A 16,362-nucleotide genomic window follows, 5' to 3' on the forward strand; every position below is an offset into this window, starting at 1 on the left:
TATGAAAAAAATTGTGTTCATTGTCCTACTGTCCTCATTTTTATCTCTTTATACGGTATCTGTGCAAGCACTCAAAACTCCATCCAATTCACAATATGATCATCGTATTCGCTATGTAACATATAATGTAGCTGATGTGGTTCAAATAGAAACCGTTCTCGGCGTAGCAACACATATTATTCTTGAAGAAGGTGAACAATATATCACCCATGCTTTTGGTGATTCTGATGCTTATGCCTTTGCTCATAAAGGGCGACATATTTTTATTAAGCCCAAAGCAGAGCTTGCCAATACAAACCTTATTGTTGTTACTGACAAGCGTAGCTACAAATTTCGATTACAATTTCGAAATGACCGTGCTGGTGCCACTTATGAATTAGCTTTTCATTATCCCAGTACCGATTCTCAAAATTTAGAGGAAAATAAGCAGCGCCTTGCCATTGAACGTGGTTTTCACCAAGTCGTGAACGGATATAATCTGAGCTACACCATGAGCGGCAACCAAAATATCGCCCCGATAAACGCTTGGGACAATGGACGTATTACCTATTTCAAATTTCCTACCAACATGGATATGCCATCAATTTACGTAGTGGATGCTGAAGGCAATGAAAGCCTTATACCACGTACTGTTGTAGGCAATGCTAACGATATCATCGCCGTTCACAAGGTCAGCCCCAAGTGGCTCATACGGCTTGGCAAAAGTGCTTTGGCTATTTTCAATGAAGCCTACGACCCCAATGGTATACCAAACACAACTGGAACAATATCTTCGGTGGTTCACCGCATCAATAAAGGAGGAAAATGATGTTCAACAATAAGAAAGGAGATGAGAATAACAAAGGCAGAAAACTTGATGACATCGAACAAAAACACATTGAAGGTGCCTATGGTAGCTCTGAATTAGGTGCAGAACGCCGTCCAACAGTTCCTGGTGCACGCGCATTATTAATGGTAGGTCTCATTGTTGTAGTGGCAGTGCCAATTGCTTTGACTTGGAAGGCTTTAAAAATGCGCAATGCCGTAGATGTTGAGGAAGAAAAACCACAACAAACCGTGCAACAAATTATCCCTAGCTATACTCCTCGAGTCATAGAAGAGCCTAAGGTTGTAGAAGAGGTAGACAAACTAACAGAAACAGAAGACTCAACACTTGAAATTCCACCAGCTTTGGCAAAGCTTCTTCAAACAACCATTCCGCCACATCTGCTTAAAGATTCTGAAGAGTTAGCACGCAAACGTATGTTCAGTTCAGGTCTTAACAACGGTGGCGGTAGCGAAGGTTCGACAGAACATTCAAAAAATAAGACATCTGAAAACGATACAAATAATGGCGTATTATTCGACCAGCTGCAGCCTGTACGTTTAGGTCAATCACACGCCGTTCAACTTCATAACCGTGATCTTTTAATTACGCAAGGTACGCAGATAGATTGTACACTAGAAACAAAAATTATCACAACGCAACCAGGAATGACGACATGTTATTTAACACGCGATGTTTATTCTACGAGTGGTCGTGTTGTCTTGTTAGATCGTGGTTCTAAGGTCGTTGGTTTTTATCAAAGCGGTATACAACAAGGACAAACGCGTGTTTTCGTCCAATGGTCACGTATTGAAACACCCTCTGGGGTTATCGTCAATCTTGACTCACCTGGCACAGGCCCACTTGGTGAATCAGGTATTGGTGGTTGGGTTGATACACATTTTTGGCAACGATTTGGTGGAGCCATCATGGTGAGCATAATCGGTAATTTGGGAGAGTGGGTAAAAGGAAAAATCGGTCAAGAAAATAAGGAAAAGTCACAATCTCAAAATGTGCAAGGCGCTGAATCGGTGGTGACCGACTTTATTCAAAACTCCATTAACATCGCACCAACACTCTACAAAAACCAAGGGGAAAGAGTGAATATTTTTGTTGCTCGTGATCTGGATTTCAGTGATGTCTACAGCCTCGTTACACGCTAACCCAATACAGAAAGATCAAGCAGTTGCACAACTTCTGCAACCACTTGATCATTTCTTAGAAGATCCAAAAATTACGGAATTATCAATCTGTCGCCCCTGTGAAGTATGGACAAAAAGCTTGGGGGGGTGGCAAGTGCATAGCGTACCAGAGTTAACACCTGCTTTTTTACAGACGCTTATTACAGCTATTATCGTCTATAACGGTATGGCTCCCAAAAGCGTCAATTACGTGCAGTTACCTGGAGGACAACGGGGCACGATTATACAAACACCAGCTGTTATCGATGGTGCACTTTCTTTTATGATTCGAAAACATTCTCTCACGGTTAAAACACTAGAAGAGCTTCACTGTGAAGGAGCATTTAGTGATTTTGTTGATGTGAGTTTTAATAAACCTTCAGAGAAGGAAGCAAATGATTTACTTTCAAAACAGGATTTCACACGATTAGAGCCATTTGAAGTTCAACTTTTGCAATTAAAGCGTGAAGGTAAAGTTCTTGAATTTTTAGAAAAATGCGTTCTAAATAAACGCAATATCATCATTGCCGGCAAAACGGGATCAGGGAAAACAACATTTGCCCGTTCCTTAATTGAAAAGGTGCCGGTAGAAGAACGTATTATTACGATTGAAGATGTCCATGAGCTTTTTCTTCCCAACCATCCTAATCATGTGCATATGCTTTATGGTGATGGAGTGGGACGTGTTTCAGCCGAGGAATGTCTTGATGCCTGTATGCGTCAATCGCCTGATCGTATTTTTCTTGCTGAACTGCGTGGCAATGAAGCATGGGAATATCTCAATTCGTTGAATACTGGGCATCCTGGATCAATTACAACAACGCATGCCAACAATGCGTTGCAAACATTTGAACGGTGTGCAACGTTGATCAAACGATCGGAGATTGGACGTCAACTTGATATAGAAATGATAAAGATAGTGCTTTACACTACAGTGGATGTGGTATTATTTTTCAAGGATAGAAAGCTCTCTGAAGTCTTTTATGATCCAATTTTTTCTAAATCAAAGATAGTGTGAGTAAGGTTTTTCTCTGAGAAAGAGCACATAAAACAACAACAGCCGCAACAAGTTGTTGCGGCTTTTTATTTGATCTTTTTAAAACATTCCCTCCCTCTGCTGCTACTCTGTTGAACCGTTCAGGCTTTTACAGCAAAGAAGCAATTAATGACCATCCCTGCAATGGAAGAACAAAATCATGCACAAGGTTTTTAGTACATACAATTTTATTTCTTTTAATAATTTTTTTCATTTATTTTTGAGAAATATGGTTTTGAACAATACAAACAACAAACAATGCTTAATCATACCCGCTATAGTTGCTATAGAGTCTTCTCCTCATATTGGAAAGAAATGAGGCATTTTTTGTTACCCAAACAAATTTCTTGCACTTGCTCACAAGCAACAAGAAAATTCAATGATAAAGCAAAAACCGTAACTAACCTAAACATTTATTTTTCATAGATAAACATGAAAGAATGTAAAATGAGCGCCCATGAAAATCCATAAAATGAGGTATAATTTCCATGACTGTTGAATTCGTCTAGGATACCAATCGGTTACAGCTTTTATGCACATTCAAGATGTATTTTTTCAATGAAGGGATTTTTTCTTTAAGAAATAAAGACTTCTTTTTAAAAAATGATAAGTGTTTTTTCATACAAAGCCAATGCTTTTTACAGACTGAATCTTGTGTCTCATGGCAAAAAACATGCCCCCCTTTTGGTTTTTCCATGCCTCTTATTAACTGGTAAGTTTTTAAAGGCGACGTTCAACCATGAGTTTTTTAATCTCAGCAATTGCTTTAGCTGGATTTAATCCCTTTGGACAAGTTTGTGTACAATTCATAATTGTATGACAGCGATAAAGCCGGAAAGGGTCTTCTAAATTATCAAGACGCTCACCACACATTTCATCACGGGAGTCAGCAATCCAACGATAAGCTTGAAGTAAAATAGCGGGTCCTAAATAACGATCACCATTCCACCAATAACTTGGACAGGATGTTTGACAACAAGCACACAAAATACACTCATAAAGACCGTCGATTTTTTGGCGATCAGAGTGACTTTGTAACCATTCTTTTGCAGGTTCTGGTGAGACGGTTTGCAACCAAGGTTCAATCACACGGTGTTGCGCATAAAAGCGCTTCAAATCAGGAACCAAATCTTTAACAACGGGCATAGAAGGCAAAGGATAGACCTTAATGGGGTGCTTTACATCATCCATCCCTTTGGTACAAGCCAAGGTATTGGTCCCATCAATATTCATGGCACATGAACCACAAATTCCTTCACGACATGACCGGCGCAATGTCAAAGTTGGATCAATATGATTTTTGATAAACAAAAGCCCATCAAGAATCATTGGTCCACAGGCTGAACGATCTACATAATAGGTATCTAGATGAGGGTTTTCCTCATCATCAGGCGACCAACGATAAACATGAAATTCTGTCAACCGCGTAGCACCTTCAGGCTTAGGCCAAACTTTTCCAGTTTTTACTTGAGAATTTTTGGGAAGCTTAATTTGTACCATAATTCATTCTCCCCTTAATAAACACGTTTTTTAGGTGCGATACGTTTTAAATCAATACCGCCATCTGCTTCAGATGTTAACGGATCAACATGAACAGGCCGATAGCCTAAAGTGACTTTTCCATTTTTTGATAAATGCGAAAGTGTATGTTTACGCCAATTTTTGTCATCACGCTCTGGATAATCTTCACGCGCATGGGCGCCTCGGCTTTCTAAACGCGCTTCTGCGGAATAGACAGTCGTAATTGCATTGACCATCAGATTTTCAAGCTCTAATGTTTCAACCAAATCAGAATTCCATATCAAGGAGCGATCTGTCACTTTGAGATCAGAAAGTTCATCCCAGATTTGGCTTATCCGCTGACACCCCTGTTGCAAAGAATCTGCTGTACGGAACACTGCAGCATCTTCTTGCATAGTTCGTTGCATTTTCTCACGCAAAACAGCGGTTGGCGTTCCTCCTTGGGCAAAACGCAAACGATCAAAACGCGCCATAATTTCGTCCACGGCTTTCTCATTCAGAGGAGGAATTTCGGCATCACGATCAATGACTTCACCAGCACGAATTGCAGCAGCACGTCCAAACACAACAAGATCAATCAATGAATTTGACCCCAAACGATTAGCACCATGGACAGAGGCACAGCCAGCCTCCCCCACCGCCATCAAACCTGGTTGAACACGATCAGGCGAATCGGCTGTGGGATTGAGAACTTCTCCATAATAATTGGTAGGAATCCCACCCATATTGTAATGAACTGTTGGGAGAATGGGGATAGGTTCCTTTGTCACATCAACACCAGCAAAAATCCGTGCTGATTCAGAAATCCCTGGCAACCGCTCATGCAATATAGCAGGATCAATATGGTTAAGGACCAAATGGATATGATCTTTCTTCGGACCAACGCCGCGTCCTTCGCGAATTTCAAGCGTGATACAGCGTGAAACGAGATCTCGTGAAGCCAAATCCTTAAAGGAAGGGGCATATCGCTCCATAAAACGCTCTCCCTCAGAATTCACCAAATAACCGCCTTCACCACGCGCTCCTTCCGTAATTAAGCATCCGGAACCATAAATACCTGTAGGATGAAATTGAACAAACTCCATATCCTGAAGTGGCAACCCAGCACGCGCAATCATTCCTCCTCCATCACCGGTACAAGTATGCGCGGATGTTGCCGAAAAATAAGCGCGTCCATAACCACCAGTTGCGAGAACAACCATCTTTGCTGAAAAACGGTGTATTGTACCATCATCGAGATTCCACGCCACAACACCGGTACACACACCATCCGTCATAATCAAATCAAGTGCAAAATATTCAATAAAGAACTGCGCATTATGTTTTAAGCTCTGTCCATAAAGGGTATGCAAAATAGCATGCCCCGTACGATCGGCTGCAGCACAAGTACGTTGGACAGGAGGACCTTCACCAAACTGTGTGGTATGTCCCCCAAACGGACGTTGATAAATTTTACCTTCTTGTGTCCTCGAAAAGGGCACTCCATAATGTTCTAATTCGTACACAGCAGCAGGAGCATTACGCACCAAATACTCCATTGCATCAGTATCGCCCAACCAATCAGACCCTTTGACAGTATCGTACAAATGCCATTGCCAATTGTCAGGCCCCATATTGGAAAGTGAAGCAGCAATGCCCCCCTGTGCTGCAACCGTGTGGGATCTGGTTGGAAAAACCTTTGTGATACAAGCAGTTTTTAATCCTTGTTCAGCCATACCAAGCGTAGCACGCAAACCAGCACCACCTGCCCCCACCACAACAACATCAAATTTATGATCTACAAAGTGATACGGGGCATTACCTGCTTTAGCACCGAGAGATGATCCTGTATTCACCATACGTTTAACCCCCTAATGCAATTTTCAAAAGAGCAAAAATGATGACACCCCCACAAACAAAACAAAACAAAATATTTAATGCTAAAAAGAATATCCGGAAACCTTCACGTGGAATATAATCTTCAATAACCACCTGCATTCCAAGTTTCATATGATAAAGGACAGAGAAAGTCATCAACCCCATTAAAACAGCCACAACTGGGTGTGAAAGCCGCGCACGCATAATGCTATAGTCCTTTCCAACGAGTGAGAGAATAAGAACAATAAAAAAGATCAAAAGCGGTAGATTGATAAAACCTGTCAAACGCTGCAACCAAAAATGCTCTGTTCCTTCATGGGCACTTCCACGTCCGCGTACTTTTGCAAGTTCTGTTCGAAAATCTTTTTTCATAGCCCTCTCCACCCCCAGCTAAACAATGCTATATCCAATAATCCAAATGGCGAAGGTCACAATAAGAGAAATACACACAGTTGCCCACGCAGCCACTGTTGCCTTTTTTTTAGCCAAAAGGCAAGGTTTTAGATCCCAAACAATGTGACGAATACCGCCAACCATATGATGAACGCCAGCAAGGGTATAAAGAAATAAGATACAAAGCCCCGGCAAAGATCCATAAATCTCATTCACTGTTCTAAAGGCCTCAGCTCCACAAGCAATCGAAACCAACCAAAGAGCAAGAAAGACGATACCGAAATAAAGAACCATACCGGTGATACGATGCGCAATGGACATCGCCATTGTGATAGTCCAACGATAAATACTCACATGGGGGGAACGAGGGCGCTCTTTTTTCCTAATTGTCTCTGTCATAAAACATCCTGACCTGGTTTTACTGCAACAGCATCATGCGCGATAAGATCCGCACAAAATGACCAAATGCACTCTATTTCCAATTTATTTGGCATCTTAGGATGCCAATATTACAGGTCGGTTATCTCAAATAACGGATTAAAGGTCACGCATAAAAAAACCGATTGTTCTACAGATATAAGCTATAAAACCCGCTTTATCTAATACAATTTTATCTTCACGTCAAAAGTCTAACATCTTTTCTCAAAGAGAAACATATATTTTTTCAAATATAGGCATTTTTGTTTTTCAATATCAACAACATGTTTTCTGAAGTTTTCAGTTTCAGATTACAGTTATAGTTACAAGAGAAACAGAACACCAAAACTTTGAGAGATTCAACATTTTCACGTCAACTCAAAGCCTCTTTATGAGATATCACAACAAATCACAAGAGATACTAAAAGCAACGGAAAAGTCGATTTTTCATAAATTCTAGCAGAGGTAGTATTGAAGCGATTACTCAGCAACTTGCGTTTCGACATCTAAAGCAACAGCTGTTGCTTCTACACCCTTAGCAAGCTTTTCACCTTTTTTCCGGTAATCTCTCTTTTCAGCGATACGCGCAGCTTTACCTCTCAAAGCACGAAGATAATAGAGTTTTGCGCGGCGCACTCTACCTCGGCGCACAAGCTCAACAGCTTCAATCAAGGGAGAATAAACGGGAAAGACGCGTTCAACACCTTCACCATAAGAAATTTTGCGCACAGTGAAAGTTTCATTCAATCCACCGCCTGAACGTGCAATACAAATTCCTTCATAAGCCTGAACACGGGTACGTGTACCTTCCGTCACACGCACCATAACACGGACTGTATCCCCAGGTTGAAAGGCGGGCAATTGGCGTTTTGCTTCAATTTTTGCACATTGTTCAGCTTCAAGCTGTGCGATAATATTCATTTCTTTTATCCTTCATCTTCTTTATCGAACAGTCAGAGCGCTCAACTTTTACCTAAAAAGCTTTTTCATACAAAGAAAAGAAGTTCTTTAGGCTATGCTTTATGCAGGAGCGAATACACCATTTCTTCATTATCTTGGAACGATAGAAAACCCTTCACAGAAAAACTCTTGTATAACAGAGAGCCATGCAATACACCACCTTACAACATGAATCAAGTTTTCTGACGATTTTTATCATAACGCGCATAAAGATCAGGGCGACGTTGACGTGTGAGCAATTCGGCTTGGCTTTGACGCCAATCAGCGATAGCCTTGTGATGACCTGATGTCAACACGGGCGGAATACCGCGTCCTTCAAAAAGAGCAGGACGCGTGTAATGCGGGTATTCCAACAAACCATTCTCAAAACTTTCACACTTCACAGAAAGTGCATTCCCCATAACGCCAGGGAGAAGACGGATAATGGCATCCAACAGAACCAGTGCCGCCGTTTCTCCCCCTGAAAGGATATAATCCCCAAGAGAGACTTCTTCTAGTTGTCGTGCTTCTATCACCCGCTCATCCACACCTTCAAAGCGCCCACAAACCAATGTCACGCCTGATTCACACGCCAAAGAACGGGCATAAGCTTGATTAAAAACCCGCCCTCGCGGGCTCATCAACAATCTTGGCGAATCATCTGAACAATGATCAAGCGCAGCTGCTAATACATCTGCACGCATCACCATACCCGCCCCACCACCAGCCGGTGTATCATCAACGCTATGGTGTTTATCTAAAGCAAAATCCCTAATTTGCACTGTCTCCAGTGACCATATCCCGCGCTTCAAAGCTTGCCCTGCTAACGAATGCCCTAAAAATCCAGGAAACATTTCAGGATAAAGTGTTAAAATACGTGCTTGAAACTTCATTCATCCTCACCTTGTATCACAAGCCATACTCCATCAACAGGCAATACCAACTGGTGTATTCTCAACGTTATGGTTTTATCCGACGCACAATTTCTCATTTACACTGTTTTACCATATCCCTGCTTTAAAAATTGCTCTACTTCAGAAGTCCTAAAATATTTCAGGATAAAGTGCTAATAAATCTGTTAGGTAATGTAGTCTTGCCTTCTTTCACTTTCCACTTTCATCATTTTCCTACCCCTTTATTTTTGCTTCAAGTCACCATCCTCTACAGCATTCTTTTCCTCATCGCTTAAACCAGCAGCAACTGGATCAACAACAAGAAAACCAGAAGGAATACAAATTTTTAGAACAGCTGCCTTGCTAAAAGGGATAAACACAGTTTTGCCTGTATTCAGCCGTATTTCAAGCAAATCACCAGCTCCAAAATTAAAAAAACCACTCACCTCACCCAAGATTTTACCAACACAGTCTTGGACACAAAGCCCAATGAGATCAATCTGATAAAATTCATCCTCACCCAAATCATCTAGCAATTGATCGCGCGTAACATAAAGGCGAACCCCTTTTAAACTTTCAGCAACATTGCGGTCTTCAATCCCTTTAAAATGCACAATCGCATTCTTTTTTTGCATACGAAGAGTCACAATCTCATAAGAGCGCCCCATATCATCATAAAGAACACCATAAGTTTTTAAACGCTGTGTTTCAGCACTTAAAACTTTGAGCAAAACGTCCCCTTTTATACCATGAGGTAAACCAATAATGGCAAGATAGACTTTATTTTTAGGCTTTTTTCTATTATGTTCCATACAAAAATATCATCTCTTCAAAATGATTCCCTGAATCTCATAACTTTGCATTAAATCTTGTTGCCATATAAAAATCTTCCAAAAAGACCTTTCTTGGTGACAAAAACAAATGAATAAAAGGAGAAGTCTTATGGCAAATATTATGCTATTTTACAAAGATATTACCCCAATTAATAAAGTTACCCATAAAAACCTCAAATTTTCTCCTCCAAGTGATATGTCTTTTGCTAAAGATACCCATTGGATTCCTTTAGCAAGCAGTGAATATTTTCAAGCTGCTCTAGACTATCCTATTTTGTTTATGTGCGCAGAAGATGAACAAAAGAAAAAGCACTATACATCGGCTGCTCTTGTAGGTCTTTCTAACGACGAAAATGATTACATTACCTCTGATAAAAATTGGGAACGAAATACTTATGTCCCCGCGTTTGTCCGTCGTTATCCTTTCGTTCTTGCACAACTTCAAAATGAAAAAGAGCTTTCTGTTTGCTTTGATCAACAATCAGGCATGTTTAATGAAGTTGCCGGAACAGAACTTTTTAATTCGGATGGTTCTATTTCGCCTTTTATGGAAGAGCGTATTCATTTCCTAGAAAGCTTTAAAATTGCTATGGAAAAAACCACTGAATTTATTAACGCCCTTGTGGAGATGAACCTTCTAAGCCAAAAGTCAATCAATGTAAAAAATGATCAAGGTCTTTCAGCACAATTAGAACATTTTTGGGTTGTTGATGAAGAAAAACTGAACAAACTCTCTGCAAATCAACTTGCTAAACTCCATAAAAATGGCTTTTTAGGGTTAATCTTTGCGCATCTTATGTCAACGCATAATCTTTTAAAAATACTCTCTTTAAAAGGCGAAAAGCGCGTTGTAAATAACGAAGAGCTACAACAAAAGAAAAATGGTAGCTCTGAAAGTGACACAGTGAAAAAGAAAGAAACCCTCAACTAAGAATGCCCACAAAAAAAGACGGTAGAAAAGGTAAAAATGTCTTCCTGATTCCAGCGAACCATGCCATTTTGACCGCAAGGAAAAACTGGTTAGATGGTCTTGTACAAACACGTCGCATGTCCAAACAAACTGCACAAGCTTATGAGTGTGACACAAGACAGTTTTTGTTTTTTCTCTGTCAACATTTAGGGTATGAGCCAACTTTTAATGATCTTGCCAATTTGCGCGTTCTCGATTTACGCGCTTATTTGGCCTATCGCAGAGCAAATAACATAAGCGCCCGCTCTTTAAGCCGAGGGATGGCGGGTTTACGCTCTTTTTTCAGATATTTATCACGCGAAGGGATCGTCAACGTCCCTGCTGCTAAGCTTATCCGAACCCCAAAACAGCCAAAATCGCTGCCAAAACCTTTGGCGATAAAATCCGCTCTTCATATCGTCAAACAAGAAAATCAACAGGAAAATGAAGCATGGATTATCGCCCGCAATGCTGCTGTTTTGATGCTTCTTTATGGCTGTGGCATGCGCATATCAGAAGCTTTAGCGCTCACACCAGAACAATTTTCTGATCCTGAAAAAAAAAGCTTGTTTGTCACTGGAAAAGGTCAAAAAACACGCCTTGTTCCTCTCATAAAAATTGTTTACGAAACAGTACAGAATTACCTCAAATGCTGTCCCTATCCTTTAGTGAACAACCAACCCATGTTTCGTGGTGCACGAGGCGGCCCTTTGCAGCCAGCCATTATTCAACGAGCTGTTCGAAATCTACGTGCAAGCCTTGGTTTACCAGAGACAGCGACACCTCATACCTTGCGCCATTCTTTTGCCACCCATCTTTTATCCCGTGGGGGAGATTTACGCACCATTCAAGAACTTCTTGGTCATGCCTGCCTCTCCACTACCCAAGCCTATACCCATGTTGATACAGATCGCTTATTAGAAATTTATCAAAAAGCACATCCTCGCTTTGAAAAAACTTGAATGGAAAAGCAAATTAAACAGAGGAAACTTCAAGCGCCAAAGCATGAACACAAGTGGCTAGCTCTTTCTGTAAGACTTGATAAATCGCGCGATGGATTTCCACACGCGTCATGCCGACAAAAGAAGAAGAGAACATTTTCACCCGAAAATGTGTTTCCCCTTTCCCATCAAAAGCATGCTCTTTATGAGGATGCCCCTCATGAAGGTGGCTTTCGTTAATCACCTCAAGTTTTTGTGGATGGAAAGCGTCTTGGAGCTTCATCTTTATTGTTGTTTGAATCGGGGTCGACATTTTTGTTCCTTCACAAAATGAATGCAGAAAAAAGCTTTTTCCATGAATAACATGGACAAAGAGAGTGTGAAAACAAATTTTTAAAAGTCAATTCTTGTCAAATCAATCGATTTTGCATAAACCTAAAAACATGGTAACAACATCTAAATTATTCGACTCAATTCGAATCAGCTCTCAAAAAAAGGGGAAAGCTGAATCACAAGCCCAACAATGTCAATGGGAAGGCTGTGAAAAAGCTGGCACCTATAAAGCACCTGCAGGTCGAAATCACGAAGGTCAATATCTCTATTTTTGTATTGAGCATGTGCGTGCTTATAATAAAAATTTTAATTACTTTTCTGGTCTTAGTGATAAAGATATTGCCAAGTTTCAAAAGGATGCGCTCACGGGACATCGTCCAACATGGCCTACTGATTTTAGCAATGGCACATCAAAAAAAACAGCCGCACATTACGCACAAATTCGCTCTGGAACAGCGGCTTACCAAAACCGTATGCGCGATCCATTCATGCTCTTTACCCAACGTCACGCAACCAGAAATTCCTCACGGAAATTAAAACCTTTAGAAGCTAAAGCGTTTGATACATTGGGATTACCAGCAAACGCTTCTTCTGAAAATATCAAAGCAAAATATAAAGAGCTGGTAAAAAAACACCATCCTGATTCCAATGGTGGCAACCGTTCTTCAGAAGAGCGCTTTCGCGATGTTTTGCACGCTTATAATTTGCTTAAAAGATCTGGTTTGTGCTAAAAAAAACACGTGCTTTTATAAACCTGTTTTCCTTCAAATCATCATTGTTTTCACAAAAATATATAAGATATTGGTTTATAATGGTATTTCATAGTTTTGCATGTTGAATGAAAATCCTGAATATGGTTAAAATTCTCTCATTTCAAACCTGTTTTATGTTGAATCAAGCAAAACCATTCCCTTGCAGATCACAAGCGGAGCTAGTGTGTAGGTAAAAATCGTTTAAGAAAAAAGTAAAAATACCTCTTATGAATCGTCTAAATGCAAGGGCTCTCACAAAATTTAAGGGCTAGAAAATAGAATGAGGGTAGCAGCTTGCATGCCTCATAAGCTTAAAAATGGTGGTACTCCATAGATTTACCGGTATACCATCCACGTGCGGTGCCGCGAAATGAGCTTGAGAACGTTGAGAGATATTTCTTTAAAACAAACACGTGAATACGAAAGAACATCTGGTAAAAGATTCTTTTATATCCAAGACTCCCATGGATAGAGCATTGCATAAGTGCTCTAACTCTTGTATCGTTATTTTAAAGAGTGAAAACAAAGAGCGTCCTTTCCCTTCCAGAAAAAGAATGACAAAAACAAAGCTTACAGTCGAAAATGTGCCCGATATCACACTTTGTGCGCGTGATTTGTTTCATATTGAAACAGATATGAAGGTTCCTGCTTTTAGCACAAGAAGCCCCCACGTTCCCGATAGAGATCCCGATTATCTTTTTGATCAACAAACAACTTTAGCAATTTTAGCAGGCTTTGCCTTTAACCGCCGTGTCATGGTTTCTGGTTATCATGGTACAGGGAAATCAACGCATATTGAGCAAGTTGCTGCACGTCTCAACTGGCCTTGTATAAGAATTAATCTCGACAGTCATGTCAGCCGTATTGATCTGGTAGGAAAAGATGCCATTGTTTTAAAAGACGGCTTACAAATCACGGAATTTAAAGAAGGCATATTGCCATGGGCTTATCAAAACAATATTGCTCTTGTTTTCGATGAATATGATGCTGGTCGTCCCGATGTTATGTTTGTCATCCAACGGGTCCTTGAAGCTTGTGGGCGACTAAGCTTGCTTGACCAAAGCCGTGTCATCACGCCTCATCCCGCATTTCGTCTTTTTGCGACGGCAAATACCATTGGTCTTGGTGACACAACAGGCCTCTATCACGGTACACAACAAATTAATCAAGCCCAAATGGACCGCTGGTCTATTGTGACGATACTTAATTATTTACCCCATGATAAAGAGGTTGACATTGTTTGTTCAAAAGTCAAATGTTTTCAAACAACAGAGGGAAAAAAGACAATTTCACAAATGGTTCACGTTGCTGATATGGTACGGCAATCTTTTATAAATGGAGATCTTTCAGCCGTCATGAGTCCACGTACAGTCATCACTTGGGCAGAAAATGCTGTCATTTTTCAAAATGTGGGCTTTGCCTTTCGGTTAACCTTTCTCAATAAATGTGATGAACTCGAACGTGCTACTGTTGCAGAATTTTATCAACGTGCCTTTGGAGAAGAGCTTCCTGAATCACTCATTCATGGTGTTTTGCCTTAAGGAATATGTCAATCATGACGACCGAAGCTGGCAACAATAGCAAAAATCTCGTAAATGATTCTCCCAACAATACTTTTAATACCACCGCTTTTAAAAAAGCACTTTCCAGCTGTATGCGTGCCATTGCTGCTACACCCAACCTTGAAGTTTCCTTCAGTCATAACAGACCATCTTTAAGCAAAAATGATGCGCGTTTACCGGAATTACCCCAACAAGCAACTAGCAAAGATATAACGATTACCCGCGGTTTAGGTGATTCCATGGCTCTGCGCACAGCATGGCATGATAATCGCATTCACGCACAATTTGCTCCACAAGAATCAGAAGCACGTGCTGTCTTTGATGCTCTGGAACAAACACGTGTTGAAGCAATCGGCACTTTAGCCATGGAAGGAATTGCACAAAATCTTGATGGAATGCTTGCTGATAAATATCAAAGAGCCCATTATCAAAAGATCAGTAGCCAAAGTGAAGCTCCCATCCAAGAAGCCATTGCACTTTTATTGCGCGAAAAAATAACAAAACGCCCTCCCCCCAAAGAATCTGGACCTGTCTTAGAGTTATGGCGTCAAGAAATCGAACAAAAAGCCGCAGCAGAACTGAACGAATTGACACATCATATTCACAACCAACATGCTTTTGCACGCATTGTTCGTCAAATGCTTTTTGCCTTAAAAATGTCAGTCCAACGAGAAGAAACGTCCGACAACGAAAAAAATAAAATAGTAAAAAACGAGGGTGAACTTCAAAATCAATCAGAAGAAGAAAGTAATAACGAAAAAAAAACACAAAGTGACGAACAAACAACAACAGAACATGAAAGCAATGCGCAAGACGAAAGAAAAACGCAAACAACACAATCAAATGACAATGATAAAACTGACGAAGAACAAGACCTAAGTCCTTGGCAAGAAAAATCGAGCCGATCTAAACGCCTTTTCGCCATTTCAGAACAAATGGAAAAGCTCAACGATTATAAAGTTTTTACCCGACAGTTTGATGAAGTTTTGGAAGCGACAGATTTTTGTTCTGAAAGTGAACTGGATCACCTACGCCATTATCTTGATAAGCAAATCAATCATCTTCAAAACATTGTTGGACACTTAGCAAATCGCTTACAGCGCCGCCTTATGGCGCAACAAAACCGCAATTGGAATTTTGACCTTGAGGAAGGATATCTTGATACAGCGCGACTCCCCCGCCTTATCATTGATCCCACGCAACCACTTTCTTTCAAAATGGAAAGCAACACAAAATTCCGTGACACAGTTGTTTCACTCCTGATTGACAATTCGGGATCAATGCGTGGCCGACCAATTACTGTTGCAGCAAGTTGTGCAGATATTCTAGCACAAACTCTTGAACGTTGTGGTGTCAAAGTTGAAATTTTAGGCTTTACAACAAAAACTTGGAAAGGTGGGAAATCACGCGAACATTGGCTTAGCCAAAACAAACCCCATAATCCAGGACGCCTCAATGATTTGTGTCATATCATCTATAAAAGTGCAGATACCCCATGGCGCCGTGCACGGCGCAATTTAGGTTTAATGATGCAAGAAGGGTTGCTGAAAGAAAATATTGATGGTGAAGCGTTGATTTGGGCGCATCAACGGCTTTTATCACAACGTGAACAACGCCGCATTCTCATGGTCATTTCTGATGGAGCCCCTGTTGATGATTCAACACTATCCGTGAATTCTAGCAATTATCTGGAAAAACATTTACGCGCGGTGATTCGAGAAATCCAGACCCATTCTCCTATAGAACTCATTGCCATTGGCATTGGTCATGATGTCACACGCTATTATCAACGCGCTGTCACAATTATGAACGCCGAAGAGCTTGGCAATGCTATAACAAAACAATTAGAAACGCTTTTTAGCAATAAAAAATCTTCTAAACGAAGAACATGAGATCATATGTAGACATGAAGACAGCTATCGAAAATACCTCCAAGCATAACCCTAAAAT

General features: G+C 40.6%; 16 protein-coding genes. 8 read left to right on the top strand and 8 right to left on the bottom strand.

What is annotated here, in order from left to right:
- Window position 1: 1 nt before the first annotated feature.
- From virB9 to virB11, 3 genes are read left to right on the top strand one after another with little or no spacing between them, the layout of a single operon-like run.
- On the top strand, window positions 2-808 hold the full coding sequence (virB9, locus tag J7R10_RS01675) for a P-type conjugative transfer protein VirB9 (RefSeq protein WP_010705860.1): 807 nt from the start codon (window positions 2-4) through the stop codon (window positions 806-808).
- Window positions 808-1,968, top strand: coding sequence for a type IV secretion system protein VirB10 (gene virB10, locus J7R10_RS01680; protein ID WP_010705861.1), 1,161 nt, complete (start codon window positions 808-810; stop codon window positions 1,966-1,968). The genes virB9 and virB10 overlap by 1 nt, the downstream gene beginning before the upstream one ends.
- The gene (gene virB11, locus J7R10_RS01685; protein ID WP_208436373.1) at window positions 1,940-3,004 is read left to right on the top strand and encodes a P-type DNA transfer ATPase VirB11; all 1,065 of its coding nucleotides are present in this window, start codon (window positions 1,940-1,942) and stop codon (window positions 3,002-3,004) included. Before virB10 ends, virB11 begins: the two co-directional genes overlap by 29 nt.
- Before the next feature lie 738 nt (window positions 3,005-3,742).
- Here the strand turns inward: virB11 and J7R10_RS01690 are convergent.
- From J7R10_RS01690 to rimM, 7 genes are all read right to left on the bottom strand, one after another.
- Window positions 3,743-4,522 carry a succinate dehydrogenase iron-sulfur subunit gene (locus tag J7R10_RS01690; RefSeq protein ID WP_010705863.1) on the bottom strand — a complete coding sequence of 260 codons (780 nt, stop codon included), beginning with the start codon at window positions 4,520-4,522 and terminating at the stop codon, window positions 3,743-3,745.
- Between the two features lie 14 nt (window positions 4,523-4,536).
- A complete protein-coding gene (sdhA, locus tag J7R10_RS01695) occupies window positions 4,537-6,381 on the bottom strand; it encodes a succinate dehydrogenase flavoprotein subunit (protein WP_010705864.1) in 1,845 nt (614 codons plus the stop codon).
- A gap of 4 nt (window positions 6,382-6,385) precedes the next feature.
- On the bottom strand, window positions 6,386-6,772 hold the full coding sequence (sdhD, locus tag J7R10_RS01700; RefSeq protein ID WP_010705865.1) for a succinate dehydrogenase, hydrophobic membrane anchor protein: 387 nt from the start codon (window positions 6,770-6,772) through the stop codon (window positions 6,386-6,388).
- Window positions 6,773-6,790: 18 nt separating this feature from the next.
- Window positions 6,791-7,192 (bottom strand): succinate dehydrogenase, cytochrome b556 subunit, encoded by a 402-nt coding sequence (sdhC, locus tag J7R10_RS01705; protein WP_010705866.1) that lies wholly within the window; start codon window positions 7,190-7,192, stop codon window positions 6,791-6,793.
- Between the two features lie 498 nt (window positions 7,193-7,690).
- Complete coding sequence (rplS, locus tag J7R10_RS01710; protein WP_010705867.1) at window positions 7,691-8,131, bottom strand: 50S ribosomal protein L19; 441 nt, start codon at window positions 8,129-8,131, stop codon at window positions 7,691-7,693.
- A gap of 212 nt (window positions 8,132-8,343) precedes the next feature.
- On the bottom strand, window positions 8,344-9,042 hold the full coding sequence (trmD, locus tag J7R10_RS01715) for a tRNA (guanosine(37)-N1)-methyltransferase TrmD (RefSeq protein ID WP_010705868.1): 699 nt from the start codon (window positions 9,040-9,042) through the stop codon (window positions 8,344-8,346).
- A 242-nt stretch (window positions 9,043-9,284) separates the two neighbouring features.
- Window positions 9,285-9,854 carry a ribosome maturation factor RimM gene (rimM, locus tag J7R10_RS01720; protein WP_010705869.1) on the bottom strand — a complete coding sequence of 190 codons (570 nt, stop codon included), beginning with the start codon at window positions 9,852-9,854 and terminating at the stop codon, window positions 9,285-9,287.
- 130 nt (window positions 9,855-9,984) lie between these two features.
- Between rimM and J7R10_RS01725 the strand changes: the two genes are divergently transcribed.
- Window positions 9,985-10,806: a SapC family protein gene (locus J7R10_RS01725; protein WP_010705870.1), complete on the top strand. Its 822-nt coding sequence runs from the start codon at window positions 9,985-9,987 to the stop codon at window positions 10,804-10,806.
- Between the two features lie 2 nt (window positions 10,807-10,808).
- Window positions 10,809-11,786, top strand: coding sequence for a tyrosine recombinase XerC (locus J7R10_RS01730; RefSeq protein WP_010705871.1), 978 nt, complete (start codon window positions 10,809-10,811; stop codon window positions 11,784-11,786).
- 13 nt (window positions 11,787-11,799) lie between these two features.
- Here J7R10_RS01730 and J7R10_RS01735 read toward each other — a convergent pair whose 3' ends face one another.
- Window positions 11,800-12,078, bottom strand: coding sequence for a BolA family protein (locus tag J7R10_RS01735; RefSeq protein ID WP_010705872.1), 279 nt, complete (start codon window positions 12,076-12,078; stop codon window positions 11,800-11,802).
- Window positions 12,079-12,208: 130 nt separating this feature from the next.
- Between J7R10_RS01735 and J7R10_RS01740 the strand changes: the two genes are divergently transcribed.
- From J7R10_RS01740 to cobT, 3 genes are all read left to right on the top strand, one after another.
- Complete coding sequence (locus J7R10_RS01740) at window positions 12,209-12,829, top strand: J domain-containing protein (RefSeq protein ID WP_010705873.1); 621 nt, start codon at window positions 12,209-12,211, stop codon at window positions 12,827-12,829.
- 575 nt (window positions 12,830-13,404) lie between these two features.
- Complete coding sequence (gene cobS / locus J7R10_RS01745) at window positions 13,405-14,391, top strand: cobaltochelatase subunit CobS (protein WP_010705874.1); 987 nt, start codon at window positions 13,405-13,407, stop codon at window positions 14,389-14,391.
- A 14-nt stretch (window positions 14,392-14,405) separates the two neighbouring features.
- Window positions 14,406-16,304: a cobaltochelatase subunit CobT gene (cobT, locus tag J7R10_RS01750; protein ID WP_010705875.1), complete on the top strand. Its 1,899-nt coding sequence runs from the start codon at window positions 14,406-14,408 to the stop codon at window positions 16,302-16,304.
- The last annotated feature ends 58 nt before the right edge of the window (window positions 16,305-16,362 follow it).

It is taken from the genome of Bartonella vinsonii subsp. berkhoffii ATCC 51672 (assembly GCF_902825225.1).
Taxonomy (GTDB): Bacteria; Pseudomonadota; Alphaproteobacteria; order Rhizobiales; family Rhizobiaceae; genus Bartonella; species Bartonella berkhoffii.